The following is a 13,691-nucleotide window of genomic DNA, read 5'->3' on the forward strand; positions in this document are numbered from 1 at the left end:
GTTAATAAGATACTGGCGCGGCTGCCCGCGCCTTTAAAGTAGATCAGAGGCCCAGGGCATTGCGGTGTTCTTCCATCAGGTCCACGCCATCAACGATTTCAATCATGTTGATCACATCCACCTCATAGAGCACCTCGCCGTTGATGGTCAGCTTCGCGTAGCTGTTGGTGCTGCTGACTTTTGTTGTGTTGCTCTCGCCGGTTTTCCATTCGCCGGAATCGACTTCTTTATGTCGCCCGCGCACAACCAGCTCAACGGCCTGCACTTCGCCGGTATCGTCACGCTGAATGGAGCCGGTGAAACGCAGCTGGATACCGTCAACAGTGGCTTTACCCATCTGTTTGAATAACAGCAGTTCTGTGCCACCAATTGAAAATTCCGTGTCCAGCGCGCCATCATCCAGCCCCAGATCAACATCAGCCGAACCGGGCATACCGCCGCCGCGATACTTTTCAAACTTGCGGCCGAATTTAGGCAGGGTCAGGGACTCAACGATCCCCTGATAGTTATTCCCGTCGTTAAACAGGTTCAGGTGTTTTAACTTGCGTGGTAAAGCCATATTGTCCCCTTACGCGCTTACCTGGCTGGAGAAATCCAGCAGATACTGATCGGTGATGCGCTGGCGCAGCATCAGGTTTTCCAGAGGCGGTACCGGCGTATAGTCGTAATCGATAGTGAGCTTCCCGGCTTTCAGGGAATCTTTATCGTTTACGGACTCATCCAGCCAGCAATCGGCGCCGATGATGTAGCCCTGCGTTTTCAGGTTGCGCAGTTTGGCGCGAATACCTTCGATAATGTCGCGGGCCAGCGACGGGTTAAGCACGCCATCCACCGCCCACATGTGCGCTTCTGCGATGGTGTCAGCCAGAACTTGCGCGGTGCGGGTGTAGTTTTCAAAGGCAAACAGAGGATCGTCACTGAGGCAGCGGGAACCCCAGAAGCGGAAACCGTCTTTGCGGATCAGCGTGGTGACATCATTCTGGTTCAGCAGCCCCGCATCGGTTGCCGGGTCCTGCAAATCCCAGAACACATCAGCAGAAATGCCGGTGACGCCGTTCACGCCTACGTTGGACAGGGATTTGTGCCAGCCGGTCTGTTCGTCAATTTTGGCACGCAGGCCAAGCGCACGGGCTGAGGCGTAAGCCGTTGCGTCAGCGTTCAGCACGGTGTCAAAACTGATGAAATCAGGCCAGATCAGCATCCCCTCGCGCTGGCTGAAATTAGCGCGGTAGGCAATGGCCTCCTCTACCGTTTTGCAGCCGTAGGCTGACAGATAGGCGAAGCCGCGCAGACTCTGCGCCACGCTCAGCAGCTCAGTGGCAACCGCCTGCGTGTCATGCCCCGGTACGCCAAGAATGCGCGGCTTAACGCCGAGCTGGGACTGTGCTGATAACAGCGCTTTCATGCCCGTTTTTTTACCGTCAGTTGTCACGCCGCCGATAATGTTGGAGGTTGTTTCCGCTTCGGTTTCACCCTGTGCAACGCGCACAACGACGGTCACGGGTTTAGCCTGGTCGGCAATTGCATCCAGCGAGCGGGCCAGCGTGCCGGACTCGCCTGCTTTACCGCTGGCGGTCAGCACGTCGGTAAGCAGGACAGGTTTATTGAGGGGGAACACGGACGCATCTGCATCATCGCCGGTACAGACCATACCGACAATTGCCGTGCTTACTGTTGAAATGGGGCGGGTGCCATCGTTGACCTCAACGACGCGCACACCGTGGTGATAATCCTGAGCCATACGGCGAACCCTCCGGTGTTTAGGTTTCGCCCTATGGTGAATTGAATGGGCCGCGCAGACAGCTACGCGGCATTGTTCCCTTAATCACACAATACGCCCGCGCGGATATCTGCGTTTTCTTTTTCCAGGCGTTCGCATGAGATATCAAAATACTGCTGGCTCATTTCAATCCCGGTAAATTTATATCCCTTCCTCAGCGCGGCAACGCCAGTTGATGCACTTCCCATAAATGGATCAAGAATATGACCGCCTGGGGGGGACTGGAGCAACCAGGCTCTCCATAAGCTCAATCGGTTTGCCGGTCATATGGTGCTTTTGAGACGGAATAACACGACGAGTCACCATACCCGGCCAGGGTCCACCATGCAGACTTTTAGGCAATGGTCCGTTACTTCCCCAAACCACGTACATGACTTATCGCACTGTATTGAGATTAATAATGACCAACATCCATTTAAAACCGAGGCTACACACGATGGTAAAAAGTGGTCGAGCGATACAGAGGGGCGTCCTGTTCTGGTAGACATTCCTCCTCCGACGAAAGAGGAGTTGATTGCTATCACTGAAGCGGATAAAGAAACCAGAATCAACCATGCAAATGAGCAAATAAACTCCCATCAATGGCCGTCTAAATTAGCGATGGGCCGCTTGTCGGATGAAGAAAAACTGATGTTCAGCGAATGGCTGGACTATCTGGATGCGGTGAACGCTGTGAACACATCCACCGCGCCAGATATTGAGTGGCCTACACCGCCGGAGAAACCGGCCAGTTGATGTCCGGCACTGCATCGGTATCAACGGTCTGTAGCGCCTTGATATACGTCAGCCAGCTAATCAGGCTGGCTTTGTCGTAATCGCTGATAATGCCTAACTGTAGCTCTGTCTGCCAGAGACTGATAGTTACCTGGGCCTTAAGCAGTAGAGCAGCTTTCTTTTGCTCCGCCGCTTCCACGTCCGCCACGTGCTGCGCTTCCGTATCCGTCACCCAAGCGGAGCCATCCCATTTATCATACGGCGTGTCCGGAGCCTGCGTGGTGGTGCCTTCTAGATAGTCACCAGGCAAAGAAATTATCACCGACTCGCCTGTTTCAGTGCTGTATACCGTTTCACCACGATGATCAGCAACGTATTCCCAGGCGGTGAAATCGGCTGTCCGGCAAATAGCAAAACCCTCTTTGTCCTCACCGGGTGAGTCAGTGCATGAGCTGGCTGGAATACCTACACCTACAGCCAGATATTCAACAGATGTAGAAAGGTATTCTCGCGTCTCGTCATCATAATTAAATACTGTAATATCGCCTGCCTCTGTGGCGATAAGTTCGCTATTTAATTTTGCCTGCGCCATTATGCAGCCCTCATGATGTAGTTAAATGCAATATTTCGCGGGCGAGCCCCGACACCGCTTTCCTGCCCCGTGATTGGGGACGTAATTCCTGCTGATGAAATGTGAGACCACGCGGTAGATGTTATTGCCATGCTGTCAAACTGCGCTAACTGGTTATAAATAGTCTGGTCACTATATCCACCAACATATTTGCCAACTATAGAGCCCTGCTGTAACGACAAGAGACCACGCCCGGAATCCACACCGCGTCCATCATCCCACCCACGCAAAAATTCACCACGTAAATCTGGCAAAGTACCTGAAGGGTATACCGTTGCCAGCTTCGGATATTTTGCTTTATCGAATGTTGCACCATTACACTTCAGCCAGCCATCTGGCGGAGTTGCCTGCGGCCACGGAATGGGCACGCCAACCGGCAAAGCAGAGCCTCCCCCTAAACCAAGGTATTCGATAATCCCATCCGCTGTCTTTCCAGACAAAGTTGTCAGCGTGCTATCCAGCGGCTGCTTGCCTGCCAGTGCATTTGTCATGGTGGTTGCAAAGTTAGGATCATTTCCTAACGCCGCCGCCAGCTCGTTCAGGGTATCAAGCGCCGCAGGTGATGAGCCAACAAGCGCAGCCAGAGCTGATTTTACGAAAGCAGTAGTGGCTATTTGCGTATTGTTGACAGTCTGCTCAGCCGTGGGGGCTGTCGGCGTTCCGGTCAGGGCCGGGCTTGCCAGTGGGGCTTTGAGTGCAAGCGCGTTATTAATGGTGGTGCTGAAATTAGGATCGTTGTTGATAGCCGCAGCAATTTCTTTCAGCGTGTCCAGTGTAGCCGGGGCACCATTCACCAGGGCGATCAGAGCCGCCTGAACAAACGCAGTTGTGGCAAGCTGAGTGGTATTGTTACCTGCAGCTGCAGTCGGGGCTTTTGGGGTGCCGGTAAACGTCGGGCTAGCTTTTGGCGCATATTGCGTATGCGGATCAGCTGCAGCAAGATGCGCCGCCATCAGCTCATCTACATACACCTTCAGTTCCAGCACCTTGTCATCCACATATTTGCGGGTAGCCAGCACTACGGACGGGTCAATTTTCAGCGTAATGTTATCGGTGCTGCTGGTAATCAGTACCATGCGCACTGTTTGCGTGCGGCCGCTCCCTTCTGCCAGCTGCGGTTTGTAGCTCTCCGGGCAGTTTCCCACTGCGATCAGCGCGCCCGTTTCATCGAACAGCCCAACTTCACGAATCCACCAACCGCCCTCAGTTTCAGGAATCACCTGCTCAGCAATAATCTGGCTGCTGTTCTGCGGATCGATGTAAAGCATGTTCAGGTCAGCGCGCCGCTTTTCGGAAACCAGCTTCGTCTGTTGTGCGCTGGGAGTTGGAAGCACGCCGCCGCCATCCCCCACCGCCATCTGGGTAATTTTCAGCGGCACACCGAGCGCGGCAGCGCTTGCCAGTTTCGCCGCGCCAATATCCGTCAGCAGAGTATAAAATTTTGCGCTCATGGGTTCACTCTCATTGTGTCAATAACATGGACGGCGCCGCCCTCGTAGGCAGTGCCACCGGAAATGATGGTTTCGTTGATATACGGGTAAATCGTGATTTCTTCGCCGGTGTGAGTGGCAGCCCCAACGAAATATGGTCCGCTCGTCTGCAGGTTTATGGACATGCCGATCAGATGCCGGCTGCAGGGTTTGGCGTCACCAATCAGGCGCTCCAGCTCCAGATAGGTTTCCTCTGTTATGCCCTGGTCCTGCACCCCGATATCCAGGCGAAACGTGCCCGGCGCCTCGCCGGTCTGCCACCATTCAATAATGCGGATCAGAAAGCCGAACGGCTCCACCACACGTCGCACAGCGCTGGTTGTGCCCTTGTGCTGATGGATATAGAAAGCATCCTGCACCACACGGCGCTTCACGTTCTCCGCCCATCCTTCGTCCCAGCGATCAACCGAAAAGGCCCACGCCAGATACGGCAGAAACTTGACCGGGCATGTTGCCGGGTTCCATAAATCCCGCAGCGGCACCTGCAGATCGGAAATGCCGCTGCAGGTCTGCGCCAGGCGGCGCTCAAGCGGCGATGAACCAAGAGGAAGCAGACTATTCATCCGTTCCCCCGTTGGTTACGCTCCATTCCGTACATGAAGCGGCTTGTGTCTTATCCAGCACCACATCAGCGAGCGGCGAGGCCAGCTCAACACGCTGAACACCTTCAACATGCAGCGCGGCATAAATAGCACTGCGGCGAATATCGCGCCCCAGCCTCGTCTGGCTGGCGATATATTTCTGCAGGCTGGCCTTTGCCGCCTCCATCACCGGCTCAGCTTCTGGCCCCGGGTAAAGAAAGATCGTTGCATCCACACTGTACGGAATAATTTCAGCGCTGCGCACCGTCAGACGGTCAGCAACCGGCCGCACGTTCTCACTGTTAAGCGCCTGTTCAACCACCGCCAGCAGGTCCGCCACTGCCGTTCCGTCGCCCTCACGGCTCAGCACGGTAAGCACCACCTCAGCCGGGGCCGGGCTGGTTGCGCTGGCGTCAGCGACGCGCCCGTCAGCGCTTTTAGCGTGAAACTCGTAAGCTCCCGTTGGGCCTGCAACTGACAGCCCTTCAAAAGCTGCAGGAACACGCTGACGCAGAGCCTCATCACTTTCCATCACAGCAGCAACCGGCGGTACCGCGTCGTTATCTGCAGGAATAACCGTCAGACGTTTTACGTTGCAGTTACCGGCCAGCTGATCGAGATCACTCCCCATGGAATAAGCCACCATGACCGCCTGCGCCGCCTCGTTAATGCGCTGACGCAGGAGGATTTCACGATACGCATTTTCCTGCAGGAGCTTGATCACGGGTTCAGACTCCAGCTCAAGCGTGCGCCTTACCGCGTCCTGCTCGTCTGCCGGATAAAGGGCTACAAACGCGGCTTTCCGTTCGTTTAGCAGCGTTTCAAAATCCGGCACATCCACTATCTGCGGGGCGGGCAGTTGGGAAAGGTCAATGACTGCCATTGTCTGCTCCTGTTGATACCGAAAGAGAAACAGGCGCGCCGTTATCACGCTGCCCGGTAAGCTCAACCACCATCGAACCATCAAAACTGCTGTTTATGGTGATGGAATCCAGGGTAAGCCGTGGCTCCCAGCGACTCAGAGCCACATAGACCGCAGACATAACCTGCAGGCGCAGCGCCGGGTTCTGCGGCTGGTCTATCAGTTCAGACAGAAGCGAGCCGTATTCCCGGCGGGCAATGCGGCTCCCCTGCGGTGTCAGCAGAATATCCCGGACCGACTGGCGCAGGTGGTCCGTATCGGTAATGGCCCTGCCGTTGCCCTGACTCATGCCGATATAAAGCGTCATACCGGGCCTCCCGATGTATCACCGCCGGACTTAACGCCGGTATGACCGTGTTTATCGACTACGATCCCGTTAGAACTCATGGCGCCGCCGCCCTGGGTGACGCTACCATTGATCACCACCTCGCTGTTTATGCGCGTGTTGCTTGCTTCCACCACAAATTCCCCCGTTTTCAGGGTGATGTTATCTGCAGCCTCGATCACCATGGATTTGATACCCCGCACATGCCAGCGACCGGTCGCGGGTTCATATTCAAACCAGCCACCGTCCGGATATTCCGTTACGCAGCCGTCCACTGAGTCCGACGGCGGCGCGAACTGGTTGGAATAGATCGCAGGTAAGGCAAAAGCGGTTTCCAGATTGCCGCCCATACTCAGCACCACCACTTGCTCATCCGGCGACGGGCACCACCATGTACGGGCACCGCCTGCGCGCAGTGTCAGCCAGTTAATCCAGTTGGTTTCAAGCTCGCCCACTTTTACCCGGCACAGCCAGTTTTCCCGGTCCACTTCGGTTACGGTGCCGGTGCGGATCAGGTTGGTGATAAGGCGCATGATTTCGGTTAGTTGTGCGTTCATTAGTTCCTCTTTATGATGAACTATATTTCTTTTCGGTTTATATTCATCGACTACAGCTTTGTTTCATTGATGACACAAGAGGACTTATGCTTACATCTATAAATGAAATCTCAATTCCGATTCCGTATACAGAAAAAAGGGCAGAGATCCATCTTCATGGAAAGAATCTAATAATCACTGGCGGAAATGGGAGTGGTAAAACCAGTTTCATCACCTCTATATACAACTTCCTAAAAAATAGCATTGACGACTCAAACAATAATAATCTAGAGTATTTAAACTCTATGCTCAACCATCACAAACAACAAATCAAAACAGACGGCAGAGATAGCGGAAACTATACATATCATACACAGCAAATAATGGGACTTGAAAATAGAATTAATGTGTTATAACATTTCAACATTAAAACAGAATCAAAGGAAAATAATAATACACGTTCCTTGCTTAGATTTCATAAAGCGTTACGTGAAGCTACAATTTCACCACCTGACTCAGTACCAAGGTTATCATCTCTAAAGAGAGATAATGCTCACTTTCACAACGAGCAGGATGGTGATAATATTTTTGAAAATTATCTTGTCAGCCTTAAGACCGCTCAGAGTTACGCCATATCGTTTGAAAAAGATATGGTTAAAGCTGAAAATATTCAATGCTGGTTTGATAAAATAGAAAATGACATGCGTGGTCTTTTTGAAGATACTAGTCTTTCTTTAAAGTTTGACAGTGATGAAAGTAAGTTTTTTATTCTGCAGAAAGACAAAAATAAATTCACCTTCCAGACTCTTTCCTCTGGTTATTCTTCTATATTAAGAATATATGCAGATTTAATAATGCGTGTGGAGATGTGGGAACTGACCCCCGAAAGCATTGAAGGTATAATATTCATCGATGAAATCGATGCTCACTTGCACGTTTCATTGCAAAAGCAAATTTTCAGATTTTTTACAACTGCATTTCCAAAAATCCAATTTATCGTCACCACTCATTCTCCTTTTGTAGTGGCATCAGTTACAGATGCAGTTATTTACGATTTATCAAGCAACCAGCAGATCATGGATGTATCTTCGTACTCCTACAGTATAATACTTCAAGAATTATTTGGTGTGGACCCTATATCAAAAGTACTCTCTGATAAACTTGATGAAATTGAAAAGATAATTTTAAATTTAAACAAAGAAAATATAAAGTCTGGCGATAAACTAATAGCATCTTTAGCATCTTTAGAGGAGTCTATGGATAGCGATGCAAGTGCCTTTGTAGACTTCGCAAAAATGCAAATTCTTAAATACAAAAAAGCGAACCCTCAGGAGGAGTAATGTTCAAAGTCACCAGAACATATCCTGCGCCGGAATCATTATTAAAAAAGGTGCATTACGATAGTGCAGACGTGCATGATGCTTTACAAACATGTTTTTTTGGCAAATGTTATATTTGTGAAACAAAAGAACCATTGGATATAAACATTGAGCATTTCAAGCCTAAAGGCGATAACAATGAAAGAACTTTCGATTGGGACAACTTGTATTTATCATGTTCTCGCTGCAACAATATAAAACTAACAAAATATGATAATTTGTTAGATTGTTGCCAAGAAACCGTGTGGGATAGAATAAAGCTCCTTCCTGGATTTTCATTTCGTTCCAAAAGAGTTACTGTCGAGGCATTATTCGATGATGTAAAAACGAAAAGCACAGCAGAACTTCTTAACAAAGTATATAATAGCGACCATACTATCAGTAAGAAATTAACTTCTGCTGCTCTTCGTTCGCAAGTCACAAAAGCAACACAAAAACTAATAAAAAATATCAATAAATATTATGAGGAAGATACACCACCACAACATAAAGAGTTATTAATTGAAAAGATGAAAATGTTGATTAGACGAGAAGCAGCCTTTTCTGCATTTTGTAGATGGATCATCATGGATGATAACGAGTTAAGTATAATACTCGAACCATTTATGGACTAAATAACTAACGATGTGGCAATGCCACATCGTTATATCATTCCTAAAAGTAAAATATCTTTTGTTATGTTTACTATCTGGCTGTTAACTCCCAACAATCGTCTCTCTGCATATCGGACTTTTGGCCCATTGCGACAGACACGATCACGCAGGCCATAATGGTGAACACGAGCGATGCGCTGGACTTTCCCATCAAACTGCACGCTGGCAGAGTCCGCAGTGGCTGCGGTTTTCAGGTATTTAGTGGTGCGCAATTTGGCGAACATCTGGCGCTTGATGCGCCCCTTTTTACTTCTGGCCGTCACCCGGCGCGCCTTAAAGGCGGTGCCATCTGGATTGCGCTGCAGCCTGATGTTTTGCTGTTGCGACCGGCGCAGCTCCTGCGCCAGTTGTCGCATCATACGGTTGCGGGCTGCCGGTTCCAGATTCACCAGCAGGGCCGCCAGCCAGTCATCCACCCTCTGCAGGTCATCCACGTTTCACCGTCCACATTTCGTCGGGTACGTCGGGTTCCGGCACCGCTTCTACGCTCGATACGGTGCCGTCTGTGCTGACAATCACGCGCTCCGTGAGCTGCAGATTGAGGCTGAGATCACACAGATCGTTGCTCAGGATATCGACGTCAAAGGTAAAAAGTTTTTCGCGCAGATCCGGGTTGTTGATGGCGTCCGGTTGATTGGTCATTAACCAGAGCAGCACGGGCGCCATTACTAAATTCTGGTTGCCGCTAAAATCTTCAATCACCACGTTCAGGGTGTAGCGATATTCCCATGACATTGAACGGGCGCCGGTTGCGACCAGCGAACCGTTATCAACAAAAAGGTGCAGCTTGTCCGGGTTGTCACGGACATACGCCACCGATTTATTCAGGGCGTTGCGTAAGGACTGCGGCTTGTTCACTGTCTCGCTCCTGACACGCTATGATCGTGTCCACTTTGTCGGCACATACCGCCCAGGCGGCCTCAGTCTCATCCAGCACCTGGTTCAAATCCCCATTACTGCGCGGCGCTGACCTGTCCAGGCGGCATTGCGTCACTTTTGGACAACCACTCACGGTAAGCTGCACCTCCGGCGAGGGCCGGGCGCTCCCGCAGCCGGATAATGTCAGCAGGCAAAGGAGTGTCAGCCCAGCGGCGTAAATCCTCGTTTTCACGTTTTAGCTCCTCGATCCGGGGCTGGCGACTCCGCAACAGCGCGGAAGTCTCCTCCGCTGCAGCATAAAGTTGCATCTGCGCCCGGCTGTTGGTTTCAGTAAGAATGGACAGGCTGATGAGCTGGCTGTTTTTCTTCGCCAGCTCCTGCTTGTTATTTTTAAGCGCCTCAGCCTGCGTCCCGATGGTGTGACCGGCATTGTTAAGGCGCCATGACTGCCAGCCCAGCAATGCCAGCACCAGAGCCAGTATCACCGCCAGCGCGCGCGTCATGCCCCAGCCCCTTTAAGACACCAGGCAAGCTCACGGGCGCGCCTGTTTTCCAGCCCTTTATTCCGTTGACCATTTACATAAATCCAGCGGGGGAGCTGGTTGCACGCCTGCCACCATTGCTGGCGATTGATGTAAGAAACCATTGTTGACCGGCAGATTGCCCCCGTTCCGACATTAAAGCCGATACTGATCAGGGCATCGTAAACATGCTGAGGTGGCTTAACCTGCAGGCAGGCTTCAATCCTTTTTTCCGTCAGCAACACGTTATTAATCAGCCCCTGCGCGGCCTGTCGCTCCGTTATGGTTTTGCCCGGCACTACCCCGGACGTATTGCCGATCCCGTCAGTCCAGACCCCGGCGCTGCACTGGTATGGCTGCAGGCGGCACCCTTCAAAGTCAGCAATCAGTTTCAGCCCCTCGACGGAGGTATGAAGCGACTGAAAGCCCGGCAGCGTGGCGGCAATCGCCAGCACCGCGCCGACCAGGCAACGCTTAACGATTGAAGGACTCATATTCCCCCCTGGATATTCTGCCGTCCCGCAGCAGCTGGTAGGCTTTCCAGCGTAAATAACAGGTCACCGCTGCCGTAATAATCCCCAGCGCAAGACCGGTGATGGTCGATACATCTTTAAGAGACAAATCACCGAGCCATGCCAGAAGCAGGGCAACGCAGTAAGTGATAAAGGCGCTGATTCGTTCAAGCGTCATAGTTCAGTCCCATAACTGGACAGTCTGCGCAGTGGTTGACGCCGTAATGTCCGGCAGCTCCACCTGCAGCCCGTGCGGTAAAAAGGGGCCATATTCAGCCAGCCCCGGATTCGCCTGCAGCACCTGTTCAGTGACTCCCTGCGTGCGCCCGTAATGGCGCCAGCAGAGTGCGTCCACCGTGTCATACTGATGCGCACGCACTTTCATCAAATCAGCTCCACCGTCATATGCGGCATATCGCGCAGGCGGGACTCCGCCCAGCGCACATCGCGCCACAGCTCGCCTAAGGTTGTTTCGATATCTTCAGCTTTCTTGCTTCCGTCGCCGGTTGCGTCAAAATCGCGATAGCGCTCAACCAGGTTTGCTTTTGCCCAGCAAAACACCGCACGGCGATACAGCATGAGCCGCTGGCTTTCGCCGTCGATCACATCTGCAGGGACGTCGGCCAGGCTCGCATACCCCTGCGCCCGTTGTTTCTCGCGGAACTCATAAAGATCGGCGTTAACTTCAGCAATCGCTGTCAGCAACGCCAGACGCAGGCGCGGATCGGTGACACTCCCATCCATGCGCATATCACGGCGGAACTCTGAAACCCTGACATCAGGCCAGAAACTGGTGTTTTTAATAACGTCCTGGGTACTTTCCCCGGCCTGTTCCGGCGAAACGAATTGCATATTTCTGGCACTCCCAAATAGTTGGGCGGTGGACGGGGTTTTGACGCGGCATAAAGCCTGTCGCCACCCCGTGCCGCCCCGCGCGTTGGCACGATTCGTTAAGCCGATATTGCCTGTCGCAATCGGCTTTCAAGCTTGTTGATTTCGGTTTTGACGCCAGAACTGTTATCCAGCTGCAGGGCACGCTTCAGATGGTTAAGTGCCGCCACTGCCTGATCGTTATCCCGCAGCGCGTAGCCCATCGCCTTATGAAGTCGGGCGCGGGACTGATCCGGCATATCCTGACCTTCAACGATATCGAGCACCTGGGTAAGAATGGCGGCACTGAATGATTCACCGGCAGAAAAAGCGCGCATTGCCGCGTCGGCAAACTCTTCCGCAACAGCGGTCCCGCAGGTACGGTTGAATCGCTGCGGCAGGACCCAGCCGTGTTTAATGGCATGGCGGGCAATGTCCAGCGCGCCGGTATAGTCTCCGGCATCAATCCGCCAGATCATGACGTACATCGCCACGTCGTCCTGGCCTGACGCGTCAGCATCCAGTAAACCGGCAATCCATGAGGCATAAGCGGGAAGAAACTCACGTTTGAGCTGAGCCTTGCGCTCATTTGACTGGACGGTTTTAAGGCGCCTGCGGTGTTCTGTCAGCTGTAACAGCATCTGGTTGTAGCCCGTCAGGCTGGCATTACTGCCGCCCTGCCGGGCGGCATCCTGTGCCTGTACATACTGAGTGTGAGCACGGAACGGATTCATTTATCACGCCCCGTCGCCAGTGCCGCCCGCATTCTGAGCATCAAGCGCGCCCTGCACTGCTGCAGCAACGATGGTCTGAATATTTTCAGCAGTAAGCGCCGCGCCCGGATTGCCGTCTGCCTGCTCTGGTAACAACTCGATGTTCTCAACCAAGCAAGCGCCGTCGTAATCTTCAACAACATACGCCTCGTTAACGGATTCGTAGTTCTCCACGCGGTCACGCTTCGGATTGTCGATAACTGAACGACGACGAGTACCGGCCTGCCAGTAAATAGACAGGTTATCCAGACGGGTGATCAGCATGGCATTCGCCGGGAAGAAAGGCGCGCGAACGGCCGGGAGGTTGCCGATACGCTTCTGGCTGATGATGAGATCTGCCGCCAGCGCTTCGCTGTTTGGCTGGTCACGGTTGACGATCGGGAAATATTTATCCGCAAGTAACTGGCGCCCGACGATAACAACCAGCTCCGTGTCTTCCTGATACCACGGCGCAATTTTCTCATTCACGGCGCCCATAACCAGCGCGTCCAGATTCAGGAAATCGCCGCCTTTGCCGACACGGATAGTCTGAGAAATCACCTCGCCTTCGGACACGATTTTGTCCATAACCTGAACGGGCTTCTCCTGGCGGATTTTTTCCAGCCAGCCGATATTCACATCCTGCAGCAGCGGATAGGTCTTGCGGTCTGACGTTTTCTCACGCTTCACACCGTTGAAGCCGATCATGATGCGGTCAAGTGCCTGGCGGGTAATGATGGCGTCACGGATGCGCGTCTGAAAGTCCTGGAATTTAGCCCATAAATCCAGCTTCGCATAAGGCAACGCCGTATCAGAGTTGGTCTGGGTACACTTGTACCCTTCACCGTCGATGTAAGTCGGATCAACGGGTTCACGGTCTTTCTGGGTGGTATCAGTATTTCCGGCAATACTGGAACCAATACCCAGCCCCAGGCGCTCGCCGGACTGCTCATCAACCGGGACAATGTTGATTTTCTGCAGGAACGAGGAAGACTCCTGGATTTTGGTTTCCAGCGTCTGCGCCACTGACGGCTCAGCCGTATATTTCGAGGCGATATCGCTCACAGATACGCCGTTGAGTTTGGCGAGCTGCGTCAGATAGCCGTTAAATTTAAAGCGAGTCTCTTTTTTCATTGTGCTTTTGCT

23 protein-coding genes are annotated in these 13,691 nt (G+C 52.4%); 4 read left to right on the forward strand and 19 right to left on the reverse strand.

What is annotated here, in order from left to right; genetic code table 11:
• Positions 1 to 43: 43 nt before the first annotated feature.
• The 3 genes from ACMWKA_RS05985 to ACMWKA_RS05995 all read right to left on the reverse strand — a co-directional run bounded on the left by ACMWKA_RS05985 (position 44) and on the right by ACMWKA_RS05995 (position 1,968).
• Entirely contained in the window at positions 44 to 559 is a 516-nt protein-coding gene (locus tag ACMWKA_RS05985; protein ID WP_007848874.1) for a phage major tail tube protein, read from the reverse strand.
• A gap of 9 nt (positions 560 to 568) precedes the next feature.
• A complete protein-coding gene (locus ACMWKA_RS05990) occupies positions 569 to 1,741 on the reverse strand; it encodes a phage tail sheath protein (protein ID WP_032634572.1) in 1,173 nt (390 codons plus the stop codon).
• An 80-nt stretch (positions 1,742 to 1,821) separates the two neighbouring features.
• Positions 1,822 to 1,968: a hypothetical protein gene (locus tag ACMWKA_RS05995; protein WP_414760055.1), complete on the reverse strand. Its 147-nt coding sequence runs from the start codon at positions 1,966 to 1,968 to the stop codon at positions 1,822 to 1,824.
• Positions 1,969 to 2,104: 136 nt separating this feature from the next.
• Between ACMWKA_RS05995 and ACMWKA_RS06000 the strand changes: the two genes are divergently transcribed.
• The gene (locus tag ACMWKA_RS06000) at positions 2,105 to 2,515 is read left to right on the forward strand and encodes a tail fiber assembly protein (RefSeq protein ID WP_414760056.1); all 411 of its coding nucleotides are present in this window, start codon (positions 2,105 to 2,107) and stop codon (positions 2,513 to 2,515) included.
• Here the strand turns inward: ACMWKA_RS06000 and ACMWKA_RS06005 are convergent.
• The 6 genes from ACMWKA_RS06005 to ACMWKA_RS06030 are packed head-to-tail and all read right to left on the reverse strand — an operon-like array spanning position 2,487 to position 7,000.
• A complete protein-coding gene (locus ACMWKA_RS06005; RefSeq protein ID WP_414760057.1) occupies positions 2,487 to 3,086 on the reverse strand; it encodes a tail fiber assembly protein in 600 nt (199 codons plus the stop codon). The genes ACMWKA_RS06000 and ACMWKA_RS06005 overlap by 29 nt on opposite strands.
• Complete coding sequence (locus ACMWKA_RS06010) at positions 3,086 to 4,576, reverse strand: phage tail protein (protein ID WP_414760058.1); 1,491 nt, start codon at positions 4,574 to 4,576, stop codon at positions 3,086 to 3,088. The genes ACMWKA_RS06005 and ACMWKA_RS06010 overlap by 1 nt, the downstream gene beginning before the upstream one ends.
• On the reverse strand, positions 4,573 to 5,178 hold the full coding sequence (locus tag ACMWKA_RS06015) for a phage tail protein I (RefSeq protein ID WP_414760059.1): 606 nt from the start codon (positions 5,176 to 5,178) through the stop codon (positions 4,573 to 4,575). Before ACMWKA_RS06015 ends, ACMWKA_RS06010 begins: the two co-directional genes overlap by 4 nt.
• A complete protein-coding gene (locus ACMWKA_RS06020) occupies positions 5,171 to 6,079 on the reverse strand; it encodes a baseplate assembly protein (RefSeq protein WP_414760060.1) in 909 nt (302 codons plus the stop codon). The genes ACMWKA_RS06015 and ACMWKA_RS06020 overlap by 8 nt, the downstream gene beginning before the upstream one ends.
• Positions 6,066 to 6,425 (reverse strand): GPW/gp25 family protein, encoded by a 360-nt coding sequence (locus tag ACMWKA_RS06025; RefSeq protein WP_032665788.1) that lies wholly within the window; start codon positions 6,423 to 6,425, stop codon positions 6,066 to 6,068. The genes ACMWKA_RS06020 and ACMWKA_RS06025 overlap by 14 nt, the downstream gene beginning before the upstream one ends.
• A complete protein-coding gene (locus tag ACMWKA_RS06030; RefSeq protein ID WP_367237288.1) occupies positions 6,422 to 7,000 on the reverse strand; it encodes a phage baseplate assembly protein V in 579 nt (192 codons plus the stop codon). Before ACMWKA_RS06030 ends, ACMWKA_RS06025 begins: the two co-directional genes overlap by 4 nt.
• A gap of 86 nt (positions 7,001 to 7,086) precedes the next feature.
• Between ACMWKA_RS06030 and ACMWKA_RS06035 the strand changes: the two genes are divergently transcribed.
• From ACMWKA_RS06035 to ACMWKA_RS06045, 3 genes are read left to right on the forward strand one after another with little or no spacing between them, the layout of a single operon-like run.
• A complete protein-coding gene (locus tag ACMWKA_RS06035) occupies positions 7,087 to 7,395 on the forward strand; it encodes a hypothetical protein (protein WP_414760061.1) in 309 nt (102 codons plus the stop codon).
• Between the two features lie 48 nt (positions 7,396 to 7,443).
• Positions 7,444 to 8,319 carry an AAA family ATPase gene (locus ACMWKA_RS06040; protein WP_414760062.1) on the forward strand — a complete coding sequence of 292 codons (876 nt, stop codon included), beginning with the start codon at positions 7,444 to 7,446 and terminating at the stop codon, positions 8,317 to 8,319.
• The gene (locus tag ACMWKA_RS06045) at positions 8,319 to 8,972 is read left to right on the forward strand and encodes an HNH endonuclease (RefSeq protein ID WP_414760063.1); all 654 of its coding nucleotides are present in this window, start codon (positions 8,319 to 8,321) and stop codon (positions 8,970 to 8,972) included. The genes ACMWKA_RS06040 and ACMWKA_RS06045 overlap by 1 nt, the downstream gene beginning before the upstream one ends.
• Positions 8,973 to 9,001: 29 nt before the next feature.
• Here the strand turns inward: ACMWKA_RS06045 and ACMWKA_RS06050 are convergent, their stop codons facing one another.
• The 10 genes from ACMWKA_RS06050 to ACMWKA_RS06095 all read right to left on the reverse strand — a co-directional run bounded on the left by ACMWKA_RS06050 (position 9,002) and on the right by ACMWKA_RS06095 (position 13,679).
• Positions 9,002 to 9,445 carry a phage virion morphogenesis protein gene (locus ACMWKA_RS06050; RefSeq protein WP_414760064.1) on the reverse strand — a complete coding sequence of 148 codons (444 nt, stop codon included), beginning with the start codon at positions 9,443 to 9,445 and terminating at the stop codon, positions 9,002 to 9,004.
• The gene (locus tag ACMWKA_RS06055) at positions 9,438 to 9,869 is read right to left on the reverse strand and encodes a phage tail protein (RefSeq protein ID WP_414760065.1); all 432 of its coding nucleotides are present in this window, start codon (positions 9,867 to 9,869) and stop codon (positions 9,438 to 9,440) included. The genes ACMWKA_RS06050 and ACMWKA_RS06055 overlap by 8 nt, the downstream gene beginning before the upstream one ends.
• Positions 9,832 to 10,080, reverse strand: a complete 249-nt coding sequence (lysC, locus tag ACMWKA_RS06060) for an Rz1-like lysis system protein LysC (RefSeq protein ID WP_223195361.1) — start codon at positions 10,078 to 10,080, stop codon at positions 9,832 to 9,834. The genes ACMWKA_RS06055 and lysC overlap by 38 nt, the downstream gene beginning before the upstream one ends.
• Positions 9,965 to 10,393, reverse strand: a complete 429-nt coding sequence (gene lysB / locus ACMWKA_RS06065; protein ID WP_414760066.1) for an Rz-like lysis system protein LysB — start codon at positions 10,391 to 10,393, stop codon at positions 9,965 to 9,967. Before lysB ends, lysC begins: the two co-directional genes overlap by 116 nt.
• Positions 10,390 to 10,905, reverse strand: coding sequence for a lysozyme (locus ACMWKA_RS06070; RefSeq protein WP_023306997.1), 516 nt, complete (start codon positions 10,903 to 10,905; stop codon positions 10,390 to 10,392). Before ACMWKA_RS06070 ends, lysB begins: the two co-directional genes overlap by 4 nt.
• Positions 10,886 to 11,101: a hypothetical protein gene (locus tag ACMWKA_RS06075; RefSeq protein ID WP_014884902.1), complete on the reverse strand. Its 216-nt coding sequence runs from the start codon at positions 11,099 to 11,101 to the stop codon at positions 10,886 to 10,888. Before ACMWKA_RS06075 ends, ACMWKA_RS06070 begins: the two co-directional genes overlap by 20 nt.
• 3 nt (positions 11,102 to 11,104) lie before the next feature.
• Positions 11,105 to 11,308, reverse strand: coding sequence for a tail protein X (locus ACMWKA_RS06080; protein ID WP_000868184.1), 204 nt, complete (start codon positions 11,306 to 11,308; stop codon positions 11,105 to 11,107).
• The gene (locus ACMWKA_RS06085) at positions 11,308 to 11,775 is read right to left on the reverse strand and encodes a head completion/stabilization protein (protein WP_014884903.1); all 468 of its coding nucleotides are present in this window, start codon (positions 11,773 to 11,775) and stop codon (positions 11,308 to 11,310) included. The genes ACMWKA_RS06080 and ACMWKA_RS06085 overlap by 1 nt, the downstream gene beginning before the upstream one ends.
• Positions 11,776 to 11,873: 98 nt before the next feature.
• Complete coding sequence (gene gpM / locus ACMWKA_RS06090) at positions 11,874 to 12,527, reverse strand: phage terminase small subunit (RefSeq protein ID WP_414760067.1); 654 nt, start codon at positions 12,525 to 12,527, stop codon at positions 11,874 to 11,876.
• Between the two features lie 3 nt (positions 12,528 to 12,530).
• Complete coding sequence (locus ACMWKA_RS06095) at positions 12,531 to 13,679, reverse strand: phage major capsid protein, P2 family (RefSeq protein ID WP_118938596.1); 1,149 nt, start codon at positions 13,677 to 13,679, stop codon at positions 12,531 to 12,533.
• Between the last annotated feature and the right edge of the window lie 12 nt (positions 13,680 to 13,691).

The organism is Enterobacter sp. 03-F-07-AD-ECC, assembly GCF_047530935.1.
In the GTDB taxonomy this organism is placed as follows: Bacteria; Pseudomonadota; Gammaproteobacteria; order Enterobacterales; family Enterobacteriaceae; genus Enterobacter; species Enterobacter cloacae.

What these genes read in the sequence shown, in the direction of transcription:
- ACMWKA_RS05985 (WP_007848874.1), bottom strand. Translation starts at nt 559, where the DNA reads ATGGCTTTACCACGCAAGTTAAAACACCTGAACCTGTTTAACGACGGG.
- ACMWKA_RS05990 (WP_032634572.1), bottom strand. Translation starts at nt 1,741, where the DNA reads ATGGCTCAGGATTATCACCACGGTGTGCGCGTCGTTGAGGTCAACGAT.
- ACMWKA_RS05995 (WP_414760055.1), bottom strand. Translation starts at nt 1,968, where the DNA reads ATGGGAAGTGCATCAACTGGCGTTGCCGCGCTGAGGAAGGGATATAAA.
- ACMWKA_RS06000 (WP_414760056.1), top strand. Translation starts at nt 2,105, where the DNA reads ATGCAGACTTTTAGGCAATGGTCCGTTACTTCCCCAAACCACGTACAT.
- ACMWKA_RS06005 (WP_414760057.1), bottom strand. Translation starts at nt 3,086, where the DNA reads ATGGCGCAGGCAAAATTAAATAGCGAACTTATCGCCACAGAGGCAGGC.
- ACMWKA_RS06010 (WP_414760058.1), bottom strand. Translation starts at nt 4,576, where the DNA reads ATGAGCGCAAAATTTTATACTCTGCTGACGGATATTGGCGCGGCGAAA.
- ACMWKA_RS06015 (WP_414760059.1), bottom strand. Translation starts at nt 5,178, where the DNA reads ATGAATAGTCTGCTTCCTCTTGGTTCATCGCCGCTTGAGCGCCGCCTG.
- ACMWKA_RS06020 (WP_414760060.1), bottom strand. Translation starts at nt 6,079, where the DNA reads ATGGCAGTCATTGACCTTTCCCAACTGCCCGCCCCGCAGATAGTGGAT.
- ACMWKA_RS06025 (WP_032665788.1), bottom strand. Translation starts at nt 6,425, where the DNA reads ATGACGCTTTATATCGGCATGAGTCAGGGCAACGGCAGGGCCATTACC.
- ACMWKA_RS06030 (WP_367237288.1), bottom strand. Translation starts at nt 7,000, where the DNA reads ATGAACGCACAACTAACCGAAATCATGCGCCTTATCACCAACCTGATC.
- ACMWKA_RS06035 (WP_414760061.1), top strand. Translation starts at nt 7,087, where the DNA reads ATGCTTACATCTATAAATGAAATCTCAATTCCGATTCCGTATACAGAA.
- ACMWKA_RS06045 (WP_414760063.1), top strand. Translation starts at nt 8,319, where the DNA reads ATGTTCAAAGTCACCAGAACATATCCTGCGCCGGAATCATTATTAAAA.
- lysB (WP_414760066.1), bottom strand. Translation starts at nt 10,393, where the DNA reads ATGACGCGCGCGCTGGCGGTGATACTGGCTCTGGTGCTGGCATTGCTG.
- ACMWKA_RS06070 (WP_023306997.1), bottom strand. Translation starts at nt 10,905, where the DNA reads ATGAGTCCTTCAATCGTTAAGCGTTGCCTGGTCGGCGCGGTGCTGGCG.
- ACMWKA_RS06075 (WP_014884902.1), bottom strand. Translation starts at nt 11,101, where the DNA reads ATGACGCTTGAACGAATCAGCGCCTTTATCACTTACTGCGTTGCCCTG.
- ACMWKA_RS06080 (WP_000868184.1), bottom strand. Translation starts at nt 11,308, where the DNA reads ATGAAAGTGCGTGCGCATCAGTATGACACGGTGGACGCACTCTGCTGG.
- ACMWKA_RS06085 (WP_014884903.1), bottom strand. Translation starts at nt 11,775, where the DNA reads ATGCAATTCGTTTCGCCGGAACAGGCCGGGGAAAGTACCCAGGACGTT.
- gpM (WP_414760067.1), bottom strand. Translation starts at nt 12,527, where the DNA reads ATGAATCCGTTCCGTGCTCACACTCAGTATGTACAGGCACAGGATGCC.
- ACMWKA_RS06095 (WP_118938596.1), bottom strand. Translation starts at nt 13,679, where the DNA reads ATGAAAAAAGAGACTCGCTTTAAATTTAACGGCTATCTGACGCAGCTC.